The sequence below is a fragment of the Methylobacterium sp. XJLW genome (assembly GCF_003254375.1).
Classification (GTDB): Bacteria; Pseudomonadota; Alphaproteobacteria; order Rhizobiales; family Beijerinckiaceae; genus Methylobacterium; species Methylobacterium fujisawaense.
The window spans coordinates 496,939-512,442 of the sequence record NZ_CP016429.1; the positions used below are offsets into that span (position 1 = coordinate 496,939).

General features: G+C 69.8%; 16 protein-coding genes. 4 read left to right on the plus strand and 12 right to left on the minus strand.

Annotation, left to right across the window (positions count from 1 at the left end):
• The first annotated feature begins 103 nt into the window (after positions 1-103).
• Positions 104-883: an EAL domain-containing protein gene (locus A3862_RS02255; protein ID WP_043346107.1), complete on the plus strand. Its 780-nt coding sequence runs from the start codon at positions 104-106 to the stop codon at positions 881-883.
• Between the two features lie 31 nt (positions 884-914).
• Here A3862_RS02255 and A3862_RS02260 read toward each other — a convergent pair whose 3' ends face one another.
• From A3862_RS02260 to ccmA, 6 genes are all read right to left on the minus strand, one after another.
• Positions 915-1,430 carry a hypothetical protein gene (locus A3862_RS02260; RefSeq protein WP_043346096.1) on the minus strand — a complete coding sequence of 172 codons (516 nt, stop codon included), beginning with the start codon at positions 1,428-1,430 and terminating at the stop codon, positions 915-917.
• A 120-nt stretch (positions 1,431-1,550) separates the two neighbouring features.
• Positions 1,551-2,759 carry an acetyl-CoA C-acetyltransferase gene (locus A3862_RS02265; RefSeq protein ID WP_043754837.1) on the minus strand — a complete coding sequence of 403 codons (1,209 nt, stop codon included), beginning with the start codon at positions 2,757-2,759 and terminating at the stop codon, positions 1,551-1,553.
• 266 nt (positions 2,760-3,025) lie between these two features.
• On the minus strand, positions 3,026-4,522 hold the full coding sequence (gene dnaA, locus A3862_RS02270) for a chromosomal replication initiator protein DnaA (RefSeq protein WP_043346098.1): 1,497 nt from the start codon (positions 4,520-4,522) through the stop codon (positions 3,026-3,028).
• A gap of 489 nt (positions 4,523-5,011) precedes the next feature.
• Positions 5,012-5,278, minus strand: coding sequence for a 30S ribosomal protein S20 (rpsT, locus tag A3862_RS02275; protein ID WP_007561677.1), 267 nt, complete (start codon positions 5,276-5,278; stop codon positions 5,012-5,014).
• A 310-nt stretch (positions 5,279-5,588) separates the two neighbouring features.
• A complete protein-coding gene (gene ccmB, locus A3862_RS02280; protein ID WP_043760563.1) occupies positions 5,589-6,257 on the minus strand; it encodes a heme exporter protein CcmB in 669 nt (222 codons plus the stop codon).
• The gene (ccmA, locus tag A3862_RS02285; protein ID WP_043760561.1) at positions 6,254-6,892 is read right to left on the minus strand and encodes a heme ABC exporter ATP-binding protein CcmA; all 639 of its coding nucleotides are present in this window, start codon (positions 6,890-6,892) and stop codon (positions 6,254-6,256) included. The genes ccmB and ccmA overlap by 4 nt, the downstream gene beginning before the upstream one ends.
• A gap of 127 nt (positions 6,893-7,019) precedes the next feature.
• Here ccmA and A3862_RS02290 point away from each other — a divergent pair, with 127 nt between their 5' ends.
• Positions 7,020-7,205 carry a hypothetical protein gene (locus A3862_RS02290; protein ID WP_043346103.1) on the plus strand — a complete coding sequence of 62 codons (186 nt, stop codon included), beginning with the start codon at positions 7,020-7,022 and terminating at the stop codon, positions 7,203-7,205.
• On the opposite strand, the gene A3862_RS02295 is transcribed toward A3862_RS02290, so the two are convergent.
• Positions 7,206-7,979: an RNA methyltransferase gene (locus tag A3862_RS02295; protein WP_052083785.1), complete on the minus strand. Its 774-nt coding sequence runs from the start codon at positions 7,977-7,979 to the stop codon at positions 7,206-7,208.
• 206 nt (positions 7,980-8,185) lie between these two features.
• Here A3862_RS02295 and A3862_RS02300 point away from each other — a divergent pair, with 206 nt between their 5' ends.
• Positions 8,186-9,400, plus strand: a complete 1,215-nt coding sequence (locus A3862_RS02300; protein WP_043380473.1) for an NADP-dependent isocitrate dehydrogenase — start codon at positions 8,186-8,188, stop codon at positions 9,398-9,400.
• Positions 9,401-9,473: 73 nt separating this feature from the next.
• On the opposite strand, the gene A3862_RS02305 is transcribed toward A3862_RS02300, so the two are convergent.
• From A3862_RS02305 to A3862_RS02315, 3 genes are all read right to left on the minus strand, one after another.
• Positions 9,474-9,653, minus strand: coding sequence for a hypothetical protein (locus A3862_RS02305; RefSeq protein WP_043380476.1), 180 nt, complete (start codon positions 9,651-9,653; stop codon positions 9,474-9,476).
• A gap of 2 nt (positions 9,654-9,655) precedes the next feature.
• On the minus strand, positions 9,656-10,279 hold the full coding sequence (locus A3862_RS02310) for an acyl-homoserine-lactone synthase (protein ID WP_043346116.1): 624 nt from the start codon (positions 10,277-10,279) through the stop codon (positions 9,656-9,658).
• Between the two features lie 163 nt (positions 10,280-10,442).
• Positions 10,443-11,171, minus strand: coding sequence for an autoinducer binding domain-containing protein (locus tag A3862_RS02315; protein WP_043760557.1), 729 nt, complete (start codon positions 11,169-11,171; stop codon positions 10,443-10,445).
• A 150-nt stretch (positions 11,172-11,321) separates the two neighbouring features.
• Between A3862_RS02315 and A3862_RS02320 the strand changes: the two genes are divergently transcribed.
• Positions 11,322-11,552, plus strand: coding sequence for a hypothetical protein (locus A3862_RS02320; protein WP_043346122.1), 231 nt, complete (start codon positions 11,322-11,324; stop codon positions 11,550-11,552).
• Positions 11,553-11,590: 38 nt separating this feature from the next.
• Here the strand turns inward: A3862_RS02320 and A3862_RS02325 are convergent, their stop codons facing one another.
• The gene (locus A3862_RS02325) at positions 11,591-12,028 is read right to left on the minus strand and encodes a DUF3429 domain-containing protein (RefSeq protein ID WP_043346119.1); all 438 of its coding nucleotides are present in this window, start codon (positions 12,026-12,028) and stop codon (positions 11,591-11,593) included.
• Positions 12,029-12,164: 136 nt separating this feature from the next.
• On the minus strand, positions 12,165-15,386 hold the full coding sequence (locus A3862_RS02330; protein ID WP_043760555.1) for an SEL1-like repeat protein: 3,222 nt from the start codon (positions 15,384-15,386) through the stop codon (positions 12,165-12,167).
• Between the last annotated feature and the right edge of the window lie 118 nt (positions 15,387-15,504).

The following is a 15,504-nucleotide window of genomic DNA, read 5'->3' on the forward strand; positions in this document are numbered from 1 at the left end:
TCCCTGGGTTGCGCCAATGATCCACCGGCGAGCTTGCATTAAGGTTGTGTTGAGCGCCGACGCTCATGGTGGCGGCGTCGGCGAGAAGAACCGAAAGCTGCACATGACGAAGGACTCCGGCTGCCGCGCCTGTCGCGCCGGCACCACGCTCGACTTCGATTTCACGATGGCGTTCCAGCCGATCCTCGATCTCGCAGACGACTCCGTCTGGGCCTACGAGGCGCTGGTGCGCGGCCCGAACGGGGAATCCGCCTATACGATCCTCGACCAGGTGACCGACGAAACGCGATACCAGTTCGATCAGGCCGCCCGCGTCAAGGCGATCGAGCTCGCCGGGGCGCTGTTTCCCCGCGACAGCACCACGCGTCTCTCGATCAACTTCATGCCGAACGCGGTCTATGAGCCGAATGCCTGCATCCGCGCCTCGCTGGAGGCCGCGCGACGCATCGATTTCGCCCATCAACGCATCATGTTCGAGTTCACCGAGCAGGAACGCTTCCGGGACATCGGGCACGTGAAGGACATCGTCGCCGCCTATCGGAAGCAGGGATTTCTGACGGCCCTCGACGATTTCGGCGCCGGCTTCGCGGGGCTGAGCCTGCTCGCCAACTTCCGTCCCGATCTGATCAAGATCGACATGGACGTTCTGCGCGGCCTCGACGGCGACGCCGGACGGTACGCCATCGTGTCGGGTGTGGTCGGCATCGCCCGCGCCCTCGGCGTGACGGTGCTCGCCGAGGGCGTCGAGACCGCTGCCGAACTCTCCGCCCTGCGCAGTATCGGGATCACGCTCGTGCAAGGCTACCACTTCGCCAAGCCCCTTCTGAAAGCGCTCCCCCCGGTCGCGGGCTTCGCGCCCGTGACAGCCGCGCGCGCCGCCTGAGATCGGCCTCACGCGCGCGGCCTCCCATCGGCTATTTCGGAGCCGGAGCGGGCGCCGCGGCCGGCGGCACGGGCGGCATCGGCGCCGCGCCGGGCTTGGGTGTGTTGTCGGTCGCCGCGGCCACCGCCAGCATATTCAGCAGCTTGGTGACGGAGTTCTGCGAGATCGCGGTCACCGAGGAGTTCGGATCGGCGTTCATTGTCTGGAACTTGAGGTATGTCGGGTCCGAGTAGATCTCATCGAGATGCTTCAGTTCGGTGAGGCTGAATTTCTCGGCGTAGTCCTTCGACAGCCCCTCGACCATGAGGGCGCGCTGCTTGTCGAACTCGGTCAGGAGTTCCTTGCGCACGGCCTCGGCGCGCGCCTCCGGCATTGCCGCCACGGTCTTCTCGAGGGCGACGTTGAACCCGGTCTGAAGGTTCTTGATCAGGGTCTTGTTGACGAGGGTGGTGGCCGCGGCCACGCGGTCCGCCGCATCATCGGCGCGCGCAGCGACCGGCAGGCTCAGGGTGACGCCCAGACAGAGCGTCGCAAACAGGCGGTTCAAGGGCTTGTCTCCCGTTGTTTTATCGTCCGGCCCAGAGACGGGCCGAGCGTCGACCGCGCCTCTAGCAGCGTTACCGGACTTTGGGGAGCGGCGGCACGCCGCTCCCGTGCACGCGATGGCTCACACCCGCTCGATGATGGTGGCGGTTCCCATGCCGGCGCCGATGCACAGGGTGATCAGCGCCCGCTCCTTGCCGGTCCGCTCCAGCTCGTCGAGGGCCGTGCCGAGGATCATCGCTCCGGTGGCGCCCAGAGGGTGGCCGAGGGCGATGGCGCCGCCGTTCACGTTGACGGCCTCCGGATCGAGGTCGAAGGCTTGGCAGAAGCGCAGGACCACCGCCGCGAAAGCCTCGTTGACCTCGAACAGGTCGATATCCGACAGGCTCAGGCCAGTCTTCGCCAGGATCTTGCGGGTGACGTCCACCGGCCCGGTGAGCATCAGGGCCGGGTCCGAGCCGATATTGGCGAAGGCCCGGATCCGGCCGCGCGGGCGCAGGCCCGCGGCCTCGCCGGCCGCCCGGGAGCCGATCAGCACGGCGGCCGCACCGTCGACGATGCCGGAGGAGTTGCCGGCATGATGGACGTGATCCACGCTCTCCACGTCCGGATGCGCGTCCGTCGCCACGGCGTCGAAGCCGCCCATCTGGCCCATCTGCACGAACGATGCCTTCAGGGCGGCCAGCGACTGCATGTCGGTGCCCGGGCGCATGTGTTCGTCGCGGTCGAGCAGGGTGATGCCGTTCACGTCGCGGACCGGAACGACGGACCGGTCGAACAGGCCGTCTTCCCAGGACTTCGCCGCGCGCGCCTGCGAGCGGACCGCGTAGGCGTCGCACGCGTCGCGGGTGAAGCCGTACTTGGTCGCGATCAGGTCGGCCGAGATTCCCTGCGGCATGAAATAGGACTTGATGGCGATCGCCGGATCCACCGGCCAGGCGCCGCCCGAGGCGCCGATGCCGATGCGGCTCATCGATTCCACGCCGCCGCCCACCGCCATCTCGTGCTGACCGCTCATGACCTGTGCGGCGGCGAAGTTCACCGCGTCGAGGCCCGAGGCGCAGAAACGGTTGATCTGCACACCCGGAACATGCGCGCCGTAATCGGCCACCAGGGCCGCGGCCCGGGCGATGTCGCCGCCCGCCTCCCCGACCGGATCGACGCAGCCCAGGATCACGTCGTCGACGAGGGCCATGTCGAGCCCGTTGCGGACCTTGAGGGCGCGCAGCGCCGTCTCGGCCAGCCGGAGCGCGGTCACTTCGTGGAGGGCGCCGTCCGCCTTGCCGCGACCGCGCGGCGTGCGAACGTGGTCGTAGATGAAGGCGTCCGTCATCAGCACTCCCCGGGGCGTTGATTGTCGCCGGTCGACGACGCGGCCTTACAGGGCCGTCTCCATTCGCGCCAGTCTGCCACGGGGCGCGCGCCCCCGGCCAGTCCTGGAGGGAGGGACCGGCAGAGGGCGCGTGGCATCGGGGTCTGATGGGGCGCTGCTGGTCCGGACGCCTTCCCGATCAGGCCACGGGGGACGGTCCCGCGGCCGATCCGGAGCGAATCTGCTCGGTCGAGAGCAGGTTCGTCCGGGACGTCATGCAGGTTCGACTAGTCCTGAAGCATCCGCTTCAGGAGCTCGACTTCATCGCCGAGCACCGCGTCTTCGCCGATCTGCTTCTCGATCTTGCGCACGGCGTGCAGCACCGTGGTGTGGTCGCGGCCACCGAAGCGGCGGCCGATCTCCGGCAGGGAGCGCAGGGTCAGGACCTTCGACAGATACATGGCGATTTGACGCGGCTTCACCACCGCGGCGGTGCGCCGTTCCGACAGGATGTCGGACCGTGAGACGTTGTAGCGCGAGGCGACCAGCTTCTGGATGTCCTCGATCTTGATGCGCTTCGGCTCGCGATTCTTCACGAGGTCGCGGATCGCGCTCTCGGCGGTCTCCATCGTCACGGCGGTGCCCGTGAGCGTCGCGTGGGCCAGCAGGCGGTTCACCGCACCTTCGAGGTCGCGGCCGTTGGCGGTGATTGCCCGCGCCACGTAGGTTGCCACCTGGGGCGAGACGTCGAAGCCCGGATGTGCGGCCCGGACCGCGGAAAGCCGCGCCGACAGGATCGAGACCCGCAGGGCTTCGTCGAGGGCGGTGATCTCGACGACGAGGCCGCCGCCCAGGCGCGAGCGCACGCGCTCGTCCAGAGCCTCAAGCTCGGTCGGCGGCCGGTCGGACGCGACCACGACCTGGCGGCCGGCATCGATGAGCGCGTTGATCGTGTGGCCGAACTCGGCCTGGATCGACTTGCCCTGGATGAACTGGACGTCGTCGAGGATCAGAAGGTCGATGCCCCGCAGGCGCTCCTTGTAGGCGAGCGCCGACTGGGTCTTCAGGGCATTGACGAAGCCGTACATGAACCGGTCGGCGGTCAGGTAGATCACCCGGCGGCCGGCCTCGCGGGCGGCGTGGCCGATGCCGTGCAGCAAGTGGGTCTTGCCCAGCCCGACGCCGGCATGAAGATAGAGCGGATTGTAGAGGGCGCCCTCCCCCTGGTGGTTGGCGACCCGCTCGGCGGCGGCATGCGCCAGGGCATTGGAGCGCCCGATGACGAAGCTCGCGAAGGTCAGCCGCGCGTCGAGGGGCGTGCCGCTGAGGTCGCCTCCGGCGTCGGCATTGCGCGCCTCGGCTGCGGGCGCAACGGCGGCGATCGGGATCGGCGCGCTCGTGGCGTGAAGGCGGGCGAGCGGACCGCTGGCCGGGCCCGGCTTGGCGACGCCGGCGGCGACAGGACGGGCCGGGGCCCCGGTGCCGCGGACGCCGACCTCGATCCGCGCGATCTCCTCGACCTCGGCCTTGAACGTGTTCAGGACGCGGTCGAGGTAATGCGACTCGATCCAGCTCTTGAGGAAGCGGGTCGGGACGGTCAGCCGGGCCGTTCCGCCGGCGACGGCCTCCAGCTCGAGGCGGGCGAACCAGCTCGCGAACACATCCTCGCCGAGTTCGGCCCGCAGCCGACGCTTCACCCGGGCCCAGGCAGACCCGTAATCCACAGTGCCGCCGCCGCTGCGGCCCCCGTCGTCGTCACTCGCCACCGTTCCGTCGACACGCATCACTGGCTCTCCCGACGCGGCCCGCGGAAGTCCGCAGTCCGCGCGTACGCACGATTTACGCCCTCAGCGTCCCGCAAGAACCGGCGGGACAGAGTCCCCTGGACGGAGTCAACCCCACCGCGAGGAACTTTTGCCGATTGGGAGAGCCTATCAACAATTACCTACGGTTCCTTTAACAGTGGGACTTGTGGGGACGGCGTGGATTCCCATTCGGAAGTGTTCCCGGCACGGCTGAACACGGGCGCTAGAGTCTTGGCGAATCAGATTGATTCGCTTGAGTCCCGAAATCGTCGTGTTTTGCTTGCCCGGTGTCAGTTTCTGTTAAGCTACACGCCGTTTCCGGACTCTGCAATCGCGTTGATTCTTGGATAGGGTTAACGGTTTCGGCGGGCGCACGCAGCCGGCATCGAGCCATCGCGCCCGGACAGCGCGCACGAAAAAGCCCGGCACGAAGGCCGGGCTTGAAACCGTCTCGGTGGTGCGTGGGTGTTAGGCGGCCAGCGCCTTCACGCGGGCGGCGAGGCGCGAGACCTTCCGCGAGGCGTTGTTCTTGTGAACGATGCCGTGCTGGGCGGCGCGCATCATCTCGGGCTCGGCAGCGCGGAGGGCGGCGAGCGCGTCCTGCTGGTTGCCGGTGGCGATGGCCTCCTCGACCTTGCGGACGAAGGTCCGCATGCGCGAGCGGCGCGAGCGGTTGATCGCCGTGCGCTTGGCGATCTTGCGGGTCATCTTCTTGGCCGAAGCTGTGTTGGCCATGTAAGTCCTCGTGTTTCTCGTCGGGCGATGCCGACGGGCCGGCTTGGCCGGAAATCGGTCGTCGCGTCAGGTTGTCTGGCGATGGCCGAGACGCAGCGCGCGCGAAAGCGCGGCCTCTCGGCGAAGCGGCTTCTATAGTGAGGGGGGCGCCGCGCGTCAACGCGCCCGGAGCCAAATCCGGTCGCCGGCTTCGGCCACAGCCGAGGACCCGGACAGCATTCGACCGGCCCGACCGAAGACATCGGAACGAAGAAGCCGGCACTGCTTGCGCAACGATGAGTGCTGGCCGCGTTGCGCAAGAGAGCTTCGGCTATTCCGGCCAACGCAGCGCCGCCGCCGCCGCCAGCGTTCCGACCACGGCAGCGATCAACGTCAGTGCTCCGAGCACGGCCAGCGGCACGAGGAACGGCACCGTCCCCCCGCTCGCCGCCTGCGCGGCCGAGACGCCGAAGATCAGCGTCGGGATCATCAGCGGCAGAACCAGCACGGCGAGGATCAGTCCGCCCCGCCGGATCGAGGCCGTAAGCGCGGCGCCCACCGCGCCGATGAAGCTGAGAGCCGGCGTGCCGGCGAGCAGCGTCAGCGCGGAAGCGCTCATGGCGGTACCGTCGAGGGCCACCAGCAGACCGAACAGCGGCGCGGCGAGCGCGAGCGGCAGGCCGGTGGTCAGCCAATGGGCCGTCACCTTGGCGAGCACCACCAGTTCGAGGGGCACCGGCGCGGCGGTCATCAGGTCGAGGGAACCGTCCTCCTCGTCGGCCTGGAACAGGCGGTCGAGGCCGATCAGGGTCGACAGCACCGCGGCCAGCCACAGGATCGCGGGACCGATCCGCGACAGTAGGTTCAGGTCCGGCCCGAGCGCGAAGGGCACCAGGGCGACGATCATCAGGAAGAAGACCAGCGACAGGGCACCGGAGCCGCCGACCCGGCCGGCGAGGCGCAGGTCGCGGGCGATGAGGGCGAGGACCGCGCGGATCATGCCCAATCCTCGGGGACGTCGGCCAAGGGCGCCGCGGCGGAAGCCTCGATGCGCAGTTCCGCCGCGCCGGCGAGGCCGAGGGATTGGTGGGTGGCGGCGATCACGAGGCCACCCCCGGCCCGATGTCCTTCCATCAGTTCGGCGAGCACCGCCTGCGAGGCCGTATCGAGGGCTGCGGTGGGCTCGTCCAGGAGCCAGAGCGGCCGGGCGCAGACGAGGAGCCGCGCCAGGGCCACACGCCGCCGCTGTCCCGCGGAGAGATAGGCCACCGGCAGATCGTGGGCGTGACCGAGGCCGAGCCGCTCCAGCGCGTCGCGCGGATCCAGGCGCGGCGCACCCAGGAGCCGTTGCGCGAACAGGAGGTTCTCGCCCGCCGTGAGGGCACTCTTCAATCCGTCGCGATGGCCGACGGCATGCAGGCATTCGGGCAGGCTCGCTTCCCCGACCTCGGCGACGGCGATCCGCCCGGCATCGGCCCGCAACCGGCCCGACAGGATGGCGAGCAGGCTCGATTTGCCCGCACCGTTCCGCCCGGTGATCGCCAGGGCATCGCCGGGTCCGAGGGCGAAGGACAGGTTGGAGAAGATGCGGCGGCCGGAGCGGCGGCAGGCCAGATTGTCCACGCTGAGCCGCACCCGATACCCCGCCCTCGTCCCGCTGCCGCGCAGCCGCTCCGCGAACCGCCGACTCCATGCCCGATTGCGCCGCGGAACGGAACCGCACGGCCCAGCTGAGCTTTCGTTCTGCAACGGAGGATTGCCCATGGCCGAGGCGAGAAACCCGAGCGAGTCCGAGGTGGCCGCGACGCCCGATGCGGTGGCCGGCCGCGCCAAGGTCGAGGCGCGCATGGCGCAATGCACCCCCGAGGAGCAGGCGGCGTTCTGGGAGGCGGTCGGCCGATGCTTCGGCGGCGGCAAGCCTCCAGAGATGAAGTCGGCCTCCGGCTGATCAGACTCCCTTGCGGGTCAGGGCCCGCAGGGCACCGCGAAACGTCCGCACATCCTGCTCGGTCAGGCTCATGCGGTGGAGCATGTCGCGCATGTTGCGGGCGATGATCTCCTTCTTCTCCGGCGGATAGAAGCCCGCCGCGTCGAGCGCGGCCTCGAGGCTTCCGAACAGCGCGACCAGCGCCTCGCGGGTCGCCGGCGGCGAGAGAAGCTCGCCCGAGAAGGGCAGCCGGGCCCGGCCGCTCGCCTGCCGCCACGTGTAGCCGACCAGCAGCACCGCCTGCGCGAGGTTGAGCGACGGAAAATCCGGTGAGACCGGGAAGGTGATGATCGCGTCGGCGAGCGACACCTCGTCGTTTGTGAGCCCGACCCGCTCGCGGCCGAACATCACCGCGGTGCGCTGCCCTTCCCGCGCCACGAGTTCGCCCATGGCCTCCTCGGGGGCGAAGACCCGCTTCATCTGCCCGCGCTCCCGCGCCGTGGTCGCCAGCACGTACCGGCAATCGGCGATGGCTTCGGCGACGCTGCCGAAGATCGTCGCCCGGTCCAGGACGTGCGTCGCACCGGAGGCCGCCTCGCGCACCCCCTTCTTGGGCCAGCCGTTCTTCGGATTGACGAGGCGCAGCTCCGACAGGCCGAAATTCGCCATGGCGCGCGCCGTCATGCCGATATTCTCGGCGAGCTGCGGCTCCACCAGGATCACGGCCGGGGCGATCCCCGGCGGGAGTTCGGTGACCTTCCTCGGGGCGTCGCCCGGCACGTCTCGGCTCGTCATGCGGGCCGTCTGACACGGGCAGCCCCGCGCCGTCGAGGGTCGGGTGACGAAGCCGGCCGGATGACAGTGCGCGCCTTCCGTCGCCGGGTGGCCCGCGCTATGTCGCGGGGCGATTCCGGCCTGGGGCGCCCCACAGGGCACTCGGGTCGACGACCGCACGGCCCTTGCATGCCGTGCGCGGGGACAACGCGGGAAGGCATCGGTCCATGGCGAAGATCAAGGTAGCGAACCCCGTCGTCGAGCTCGACGGCGACGAGATGACCCGGATCATCTGGGCCGAGATCAAGAACAAGCTGATCCACCCCTATCTCGATGTCGATCTCGAATACTACGACCTCGGCGTCGAGCACCGCGACGCCACCAACGACAAGGTCACGGTCGACGCCGCCGAGGCGATCAAGCGCCACGGCGTCGGCGTGAAATGCGCCACCATCACGCCGGACGAGGCCCGCGTGAAGGAGTTCAACCTCAAGGAGATGTGGCGGTCGCCCAACGGCACGATCCGCAACATCCTCGGCGGCGTGATCTTCCGCGAGCCGATCATCTGCAAGAACGTGCCGCGCCTCGTCCCCGGCTGGACCCAGCCCTTCGTGATCGGCCGCCACGCCTACGGCGACCAGTACCGTGCCACCGACTTCAAGGTGCCCGGCAAGGGCCGCCTGACCATCAAGTTCGAGGGCGATGACGGCACGGTCATCGAGAAGGAGGTGTTCAAGTTCCCCGACGCCGGCGTCGCCATGTCGATGTACAACCTCGACCAGTCGATCATCGACTTCGCCCGCGCTTCGATGAACTACGGCCTGGCGCGCAAGTACCCGGTCTACCTCTCGACCAAGAACACCATTCTCAAGGTCTATGACGGCCGGTTCAAGGACCTGTTCCAGAAGGTCTACGAGGAGGAGTTCGAGGCGAAGTTCAAGGCGCTCGGCCTCACCTACGAGCACCGCCTGATCGACGACATGGTCGCCTCCTGCCTCAAGTGGTCGGGCGGCTACGTCTGGGCCTGCAAGAACTACGACGGCGACGTGCAGTCCGATACGGCCGCGCAGGGCTTCGGCTCCCTCGGCCTGATGACCTCGGTGCTGATGACGCCGGACGGCCAGACCGTGGAGGCCGAGGCCGCCCACGGCACCGTCACCCGCCACTATCGCGAGCACCAGAAGGGCCGCGAGACCTCGACCAACTCGATCGCGTCGATCTTCGCCTGGACCCGGGGCCTGTCGCACCGGGCCAAGCTCGACGGCAACGACGATCTCGCTAAGTTCTCCGCGACCCTGGAGAAGGTCTGCGTCGACACGGTCGAGGCGGGTCACATGACCAAGGACCTCGCGCTCCTGGTCGGCCCCGATCAGAAGTGGCTCTCGACCACGGGCTTCCTCGACAAGGTCGACCAGAACCTGAAGACGGCGATGGGCGCCTAAACTCCGGACGAAGAGCGGCGGGCGTCCTCAGGGACGCCCGCCGTTTCGTGTGGGCGGTCCGCCGGCGACCGCTTCACGCCCCGCCTGCGCGCTCCTGCGGGCTGGTCTCGGCCAGGGCCCGGGCGACCTCGAGAAGCAGGAGGTCGATGACGGCCCGCATCAGCGGGTCTCCGACCGTATCGACGAGTTCGCGCACCCGCAGGCACTGTGCGGCGAGCGCGTCCAGGGCCACATCCTTGCTGTCGAACATCATCCTCAAGCCACCAGGTAAGCGGGTTCGGAGACCAGGACCGAGTTGCTGTCGCCGCGGACCGCGCGCAGCTTGGCGAGGGTTCGGGCATCGAACCGGGCTGTGGCCGCCATGATCTCCTCGCCGGCGATCTGAACCGGCAGGCCAAGGGGCTGCGGGCGGAAATGCAGCTGGATCACGTGGATCATGTAGAGGGTCGGCATCTGCAGCAGCAGGCTGTTGACCCCGTGGGCGAGCCCCCATTCGACGATGCCGGTGAGCAGCGCGATCGAGACCGGGTTGACCACACGGCCCTTCGCGCGGTGCGAGCGCGCCACGCCCTGGCGGGTCCATTCCCAGATCTGCGGGCCGACCGGCCGCTCGACCTCGCAGAGCTGAGGCAGGACATCGGACAGAAGATGCGGGCGCGTTGTCGGCAGCAGCCGGCTGTAGCCGATGACGGCGTCGCCCTCCATGGCGAGGAAGTGGACCGCATGCGGCGTGTCGAACTGGTCGATCTCCCGGCCATCCGGGCGGGCGAGTTCGGTCCAGCCTTTCTCTGCCACGAAGATGTCGTGGCGCAGGCGCCAGGCCTGCTCCATCGCATCGGCGTAGCGATGCGCGTTGGCGGGGGTGACGATATGGATCACGAAGTAACCTCACGTTGGATTGACGTGGGTTTTCTTCGTTTCGCGAAGACCTGGGTACTACGAGAAACCGTAGGGTTTGCGTGCGTGAGGGCCCACCGGTCCAGACCTTGCCGGGCCCGAGCGGGCCGCGCTCGCGCGCGCTCCGGAGCCGACCGTGCCGGCCCTACGTGATCAGGCCGGCACGCAGCGCCTGCGCCACGGTGTGGGCGCGGTTGACGGTATCGAGCTTCGCCCGCGCCGAGCGCAGATGGTAGTCGACCCCGGCTGCCGTGATGCCCATGACCATACCGATCTCGACATCGGTCTTGCCCTCGGCCGCCCATTGGAGGGTCTCGCGCTCCCGCGGCGAGAGGCGCGCCGGCGCCTGCGCGGAGGGGCGGCTGTTCATCAGCAGGAGCTGGCCGACCGCGTAGGTCGCCACCAGATTGACCGCGACGCGCTCGGCCGGATCGATCTCGATCCGATCCCCGGACACGCTGATCCCGCCCGGCTCGCCATCGAGGGTCACGAACGGGATCGTGATGCCGGCGCGGATACCGAAATCGCCGGCCTCGTTCATGATGCGGCTCGCCATCGGCGTGTCCGGCGGCACGGTGCTCCAGTCGAAGGGCGTCGCGCTGGTGCAGAGCCGCCGGACCGTGGGATCATGGAGCGCGTAGCCCCGCGTCACGTACCGGCGTGCCCACCCCTCCGGCATGGTGCTCGTGAGGACGAATCCGGCATGCCGCCGCGTCGGCAGGCCGGGCGTCGGAACGATCCCGGCCATCACGTACGACACCCCGTAGCGGGTGAAGGCGTCGACCAGCAATCGCGCGATCTCGTCGGGCGCCGCAGCCCGCTCCAGATCGCGCAACACGCTGAAGGTCCTGTCCAGGTGCTTCGAATGCGGCATGCCCGATCTCAACGTTGGTGCACGCATTGCGACAAATGATACATCGAGCGCAACCTGAGGATGGCATCGCCGACGCTGAAAGGCTAGGGTGGCGGCGGAAAGCTCTGCCGTTTGAATCGGTCCAGCGCGCAGAACGCGAGTTTCAACGGGATGACAGACGACGTGACCCCGCCGACGACGCGCTGGCTTCTGGAACGGATCGCAGTCACGCTGAACGTCTGCCCGACCTATTTCCTGCAGAACGATCGGCTCGCAGCGACAGAGCAGGATCAGATTGACGAGCAATCCGCCGAGGCCGCCGCCTTGTTCCGGGCGATCAAGTCACCGGCACGCCGCGACGCGGTCCTGAAGCTCCTGCGCGAGATGACACGCGAGACCTGACGGCGCGCGGCGCTCGTCTCCCGGTCTCCGCGCCGGCCTCATGCCGCCACGAGGAGCGCGGCCCCGGCCACCCCCGAGAGGACGAGGCGCATCCGGCCGAGCCAGAGCGGAACGAGGCCGCGGCGGGGCAGATCCTGATCGATCAGCCCCCAGGCGAGAACCAGGGCGCCGAGGATGCGCAGATCCCAGGGTGCAGGCGCCGCCATTGCCGCCCAGGCCACCAGGGACGGCACGATGGCCACGAGATAGTCGCCGTTGCCGGCATTGCGCGCCGCGGCCGCGCCCCAGCGGATCCCGCCCAGGAACGAGGCGATCACCGCACCGTAGGCGGAGAGGATGGTGCGCGGCGACAGGCCGATGCTGCTCAGGCCGCCATCGGTACCGGAGACCGCGAGGGCCGCAAATCCCAGGAAGGGAATGAGGCCGGCAATGCCGAGGACGATGGCGCTCAGCGGGACAGAGTTCCGGTGCGCCATCCATCCTCCGGGCATCGGCAAGGGTTGGCGACCCGCGCGATCCGACCGCGGTCGATGCCGCCCCGCCGGAGCGTTCCCGCATCGCGGCACGGCGGTCAAGGTCGGCGCGGCTGCGGCGCCGGCTTCAGGAAAGCCGTCAGCCCCGGCGGGGCGAGGCCGTGGACGGCACCGCGCTGGGCAAAGGCGCCCCGAGCAGCGACATCGGCGGGCTGGCGGTGGCCTTCGACGCCGGCGGCTCGTTCACCGCCGCGTCAATCTTTCGCGGCTTGAAGTTGGCCGCGAGGCTCTTCGCGCTGGCGAGATCGGAGGGACTCAGCTTGTTGGCCACGTCGTCGCGCTTCTTGCCGGCATCGTCGTCGCCCTGGCTCGCCGCGGCCGAGAACCACGCGTAGGATTGGATAAGATCCTGCGTCAGGCCGAGGCCGCGGGCATAGAGAACGCCGAGATTGTACTGGCTGTCGCGGACGCCGAATTCGGCTCCCTGGCGGAACCACGAGGCCGCGGATGCGAAGTCCGGCTTCCCGTTGGCGACCGGGTTCTCCGCATAGAGCACCGCCAGATTGTGCATGGAGCGGGCATGACCCTGCTCGGCGGCACGGCCGTACCAGAGCTTCGCCTTGTCGAGATCGCGGACGACGCCGGACCCCTTCTCGTAATGGCCGGCGAGCTTGTACTGGGCGGGGGCGTAGCCGGCCGAGGCCAACTTCTCGTAGAGCTTTGCCGCGACCGACAGATCGCGCGGCATGCCGCGGCCGTCGGCCTCCCGGGTGGCGAGGTCCCAGATGGCCGTGCCGTCACCCTCGAGGGCGGCGAGCTTCACCTTGGCCAGCGCCGGCGGCAGGTTCCCGAGATCGGCCTGCAGGGCGTTCATGCCGGAGACCTGCGGCACCGCCGGCTTGGCGGTGGAGTGCGTCTCCGCGGGAGCGGGATTCGGCAGCGACTGGGTCGTGGTCGGATCGGGCACGGCCGGCTTCGCGTCCGGCGTCTCCTTGGCGGCGTCCGGAGCCTTTTTCTGGATGTCGGCGGCATCCCCGCGTGACGGCGCGATCTGGCTCGCCGGGGCGGGCGTTTGCGGCTCATCCGCGCTGCGCATGGTGATCGCCTGGAGCGCGCCCAGCGCCAGCACGATGGCGGCGAGCCCGAGCAGGAGCGGGCGGCGGCGGCGATCGATCTCGGCGCGGAGCCGCGCAAGCCGCCCCGTCGTCGCGCTGGGCAGCAGCGCGGCCCGCTCGCCCCGGGTCTCCCGGCGCTCCACGGGCGCTTCCGCGACCAGCTCCGCTTGCGCGGCCTGGGCGGCCCGTCGCGCCGCGGCGATGAAGCTGGTCTTGATGTCGGTCTCAGAGGTGGCGTCGGCCGCGATCCGCGCGGCGGCCGCGTCGCCGATCCGCTCCTGCATCGGCCGGCGGGCCGACGGCTCTCTGGGCGAGCGCGGCTCGCGCGGCGGACGGCCGCTGCCGGGCTCGAGCAGGTCGTCGGCGAGGCGGGAAGCCTCGATGCCGTCCCGCCGGGGCTTCGCGCGCGCCTCGACGGGCGCGAGGGTCGCCTCCGCGCTCGTCGACGACATCAGGCGCTCGTCGAGGGACGGGACCCGCGGCGGGACGGACTCGGCCGGGCCGAGCCGGACGAGAAGGCGCTCAAGGGCCGATTGGACGCCATCGAGGGTGGCGCCGAGCCGCTGATCGGACGCGACCTGTCGGGCCTGCATATCGGCCAAGCTGGCGCGGAGGAGGCCAATCTCCCCGGACTCGGCCGTGCCGAGACCGGAACCCTGGAGGGTCTGGGCCACGGCGTTGCGCGCGGCGCGCTCCACCACGGCCTCGGTCGGGGCGGAGTCCCGGAGTGCCGTCACCTGCCGGAGCAGGTCGCCCATGGTGCGCTCGAGGCCGGCCAGCGCCGGATCGACGCTCAGCGGCGCGTCGAGGCGCCCCGCCAGAGAGACGACCTGCCGCTCCAGGGCGTCGAGCCCTTCGTGCTCAGCCCGGGCGCCGACCTGATCGACCTTGTCGGCGAGGCTGCGCAGCATGGCGTGGATCGACGCCATCCCGTCCGGACTGGCGGCGGTTTCACCGGTCCGCTCGGACCAATCGTCCCGGGCGCAGAGGAGGTCGACCTTCTCCGCAAGCGCCTGGATTTGCTCCGCCAACGCGGCCGGCGCGGCGATCTTCACGTCGCTGCGGATCTCCTCCAGGATCGGGCGCAGGTCCGGACCGGCGCTCAGGCTTTGCAACTGCGCAATCTGCGCGCTCAGCGCCTGAAGGCTCTGCGCGAGACCCTGTATCCGCTCCGGACCCGCCAGGGCACCGATCTGCCGGCGAATCTCCTCAAGCTCGGCAAACAGGCCGGCGAGGGTGCGACCATCCGGATCGGCCGCGCCGGTCGCCGCCGCGGAATCGAGGCGCTCGGCCAGGCGGCGGACATCCTCCGCGACGCGGCTGTGGACGTTCTCGGCCACCTCTTCGGCGAGGCGCTCGACCTGCGCCCGGACCTGCTCGATCGGCACCGCGATGGCGGTGAGATCGGTTCCGGCCTGGGCCCGCTCGATGCCGCTGGCCAGGGTGATGACAGCCTGCTCCAGGGCGCCGATATCCCGGCTCGTCGCCAGCTGGTTGATCGCCTCGCGCAGGCGTGTGGTCTCCTCCTGAAGCTCGATCAGGGCGGTCGACGGGGCGACACCTTCCTCGATCCGGGCTTCCAGCCGGCGCGCGAGGTCCATGCGCATGCTGGCGACGACGCCGCCATCGGTCGCGGACATCGCGGCCCCCGGCCCGGCGGTCTCGGCGAGCTCGCGCTGCCGTTGCCGGATGTCCTGGACCGCATTGCGGATGTCCGCGGCGGCGGGGCGCGCGCGACGGCCGGGCTGGCGCGTGGTGGCGACCTGCTCGCCGAGCTGGGACATGCGCCGCTCGATATCGCCGAGCCGTTCGGTCACCTGCTGGACGGGGGCCGCCTTGAGGGCCCGCTCGATGCGGGCTTCGATCTCCGCGAGGCGCCGCGCCTCTGCTTCCTGGGCGGCACGCCGCTCATGGTCGAGGGCCCGGTCGAGCCCGTCCAGGCGATCCATCAAGGCGGCGATGCCCTGGCCGTAGGCGTCGGCGCGGGGCTCCGGGTTCTCGCCGTCCGGAGCGGCCGGGGCGGATCGATCCGGCGCCGCATCGGGCCGGACGGCACCGGAACCGACCTGCTCGGCGCGGTGGCGGCGCCGGTGCCGCCGGTTTCCCGGAGCGGCCGATTGCTGCTGCGGCACCACCGAGGCGATCCAGGTCTCGAGCGGCACGCCCGCCCGCGCCGCCACGTCGCGCGCCGCGTCGAGCACCTCGGGATCGAAACTGTCGAGCTGCGGCATCGCGTTGCGGGTCATCGGTGGCCTGTCGTCGGCAGCGGTCGGCGTCCGTTTCCTCTGCGCAGGGCGGACCGGAATTCGGTATCCACGAACACACGCGTCGGATCGTTCGAGGCGACCATTAACTTTCTTGGTA

What these genes read in the sequence shown, in the direction of transcription:
- A3862_RS02305 (WP_043380476.1), bottom strand. Translation starts at nt 9,653, where the DNA reads ATGATGTTCGACAGCAAGGATGTGGCCCTGGACGCGCTCGCCGCACAG.
- A3862_RS02290 (WP_043346103.1), top strand. Translation starts at nt 7,020, where the DNA reads ATGGCCGAGGCGAGAAACCCGAGCGAGTCCGAGGTGGCCGCGACGCCC.
- A3862_RS02295 (WP_052083785.1), bottom strand. Translation starts at nt 7,979, where the DNA reads ATGACGAGCCGAGACGTGCCGGGCGACGCCCCGAGGAAGGTCACCGAA.
- A3862_RS02325 (WP_043346119.1), bottom strand. Translation starts at nt 12,028, where the DNA reads ATGGCGCACCGGAACTCTGTCCCGCTGAGCGCCATCGTCCTCGGCATT.
- A3862_RS02265 (WP_043754837.1), bottom strand. Translation starts at nt 2,759, where the DNA reads ATGACGGACGCCTTCATCTACGACCACGTTCGCACGCCGCGCGGTCGC.
- A3862_RS02330 (WP_043760555.1), bottom strand. Translation starts at nt 15,386, where the DNA reads ATGACCCGCAACGCGATGCCGCAGCTCGACAGTTTCGATCCCGAGGTG.
- A3862_RS02300 (WP_043380473.1), top strand. Translation starts at nt 8,186, where the DNA reads ATGGCGAAGATCAAGGTAGCGAACCCCGTCGTCGAGCTCGACGGCGAC.
- A3862_RS02315 (WP_043760557.1), bottom strand. Translation starts at nt 11,171, where the DNA reads ATGCCGCATTCGAAGCACCTGGACAGGACCTTCAGCGTGTTGCGCGAT.
- ccmB (WP_043760563.1), bottom strand. Translation starts at nt 6,257, where the DNA reads ATGATCCGCGCGGTCCTCGCCCTCATCGCCCGCGACCTGCGCCTCGCC.
- A3862_RS02255 (WP_043346107.1), top strand. Translation starts at nt 104, where the DNA reads ATGACGAAGGACTCCGGCTGCCGCGCCTGTCGCGCCGGCACCACGCTC.
- rpsT (WP_007561677.1), bottom strand. Translation starts at nt 5,278, where the DNA reads ATGGCCAACACAGCTTCGGCCAAGAAGATGACCCGCAAGATCGCCAAG.
- A3862_RS02320 (WP_043346122.1), top strand. Translation starts at nt 11,322, where the DNA reads ATGACAGACGACGTGACCCCGCCGACGACGCGCTGGCTTCTGGAACGG.
- dnaA (WP_043346098.1), bottom strand. Translation starts at nt 4,522, where the DNA reads ATGCGTGTCGACGGAACGGTGGCGAGTGACGACGACGGGGGCCGCAGC.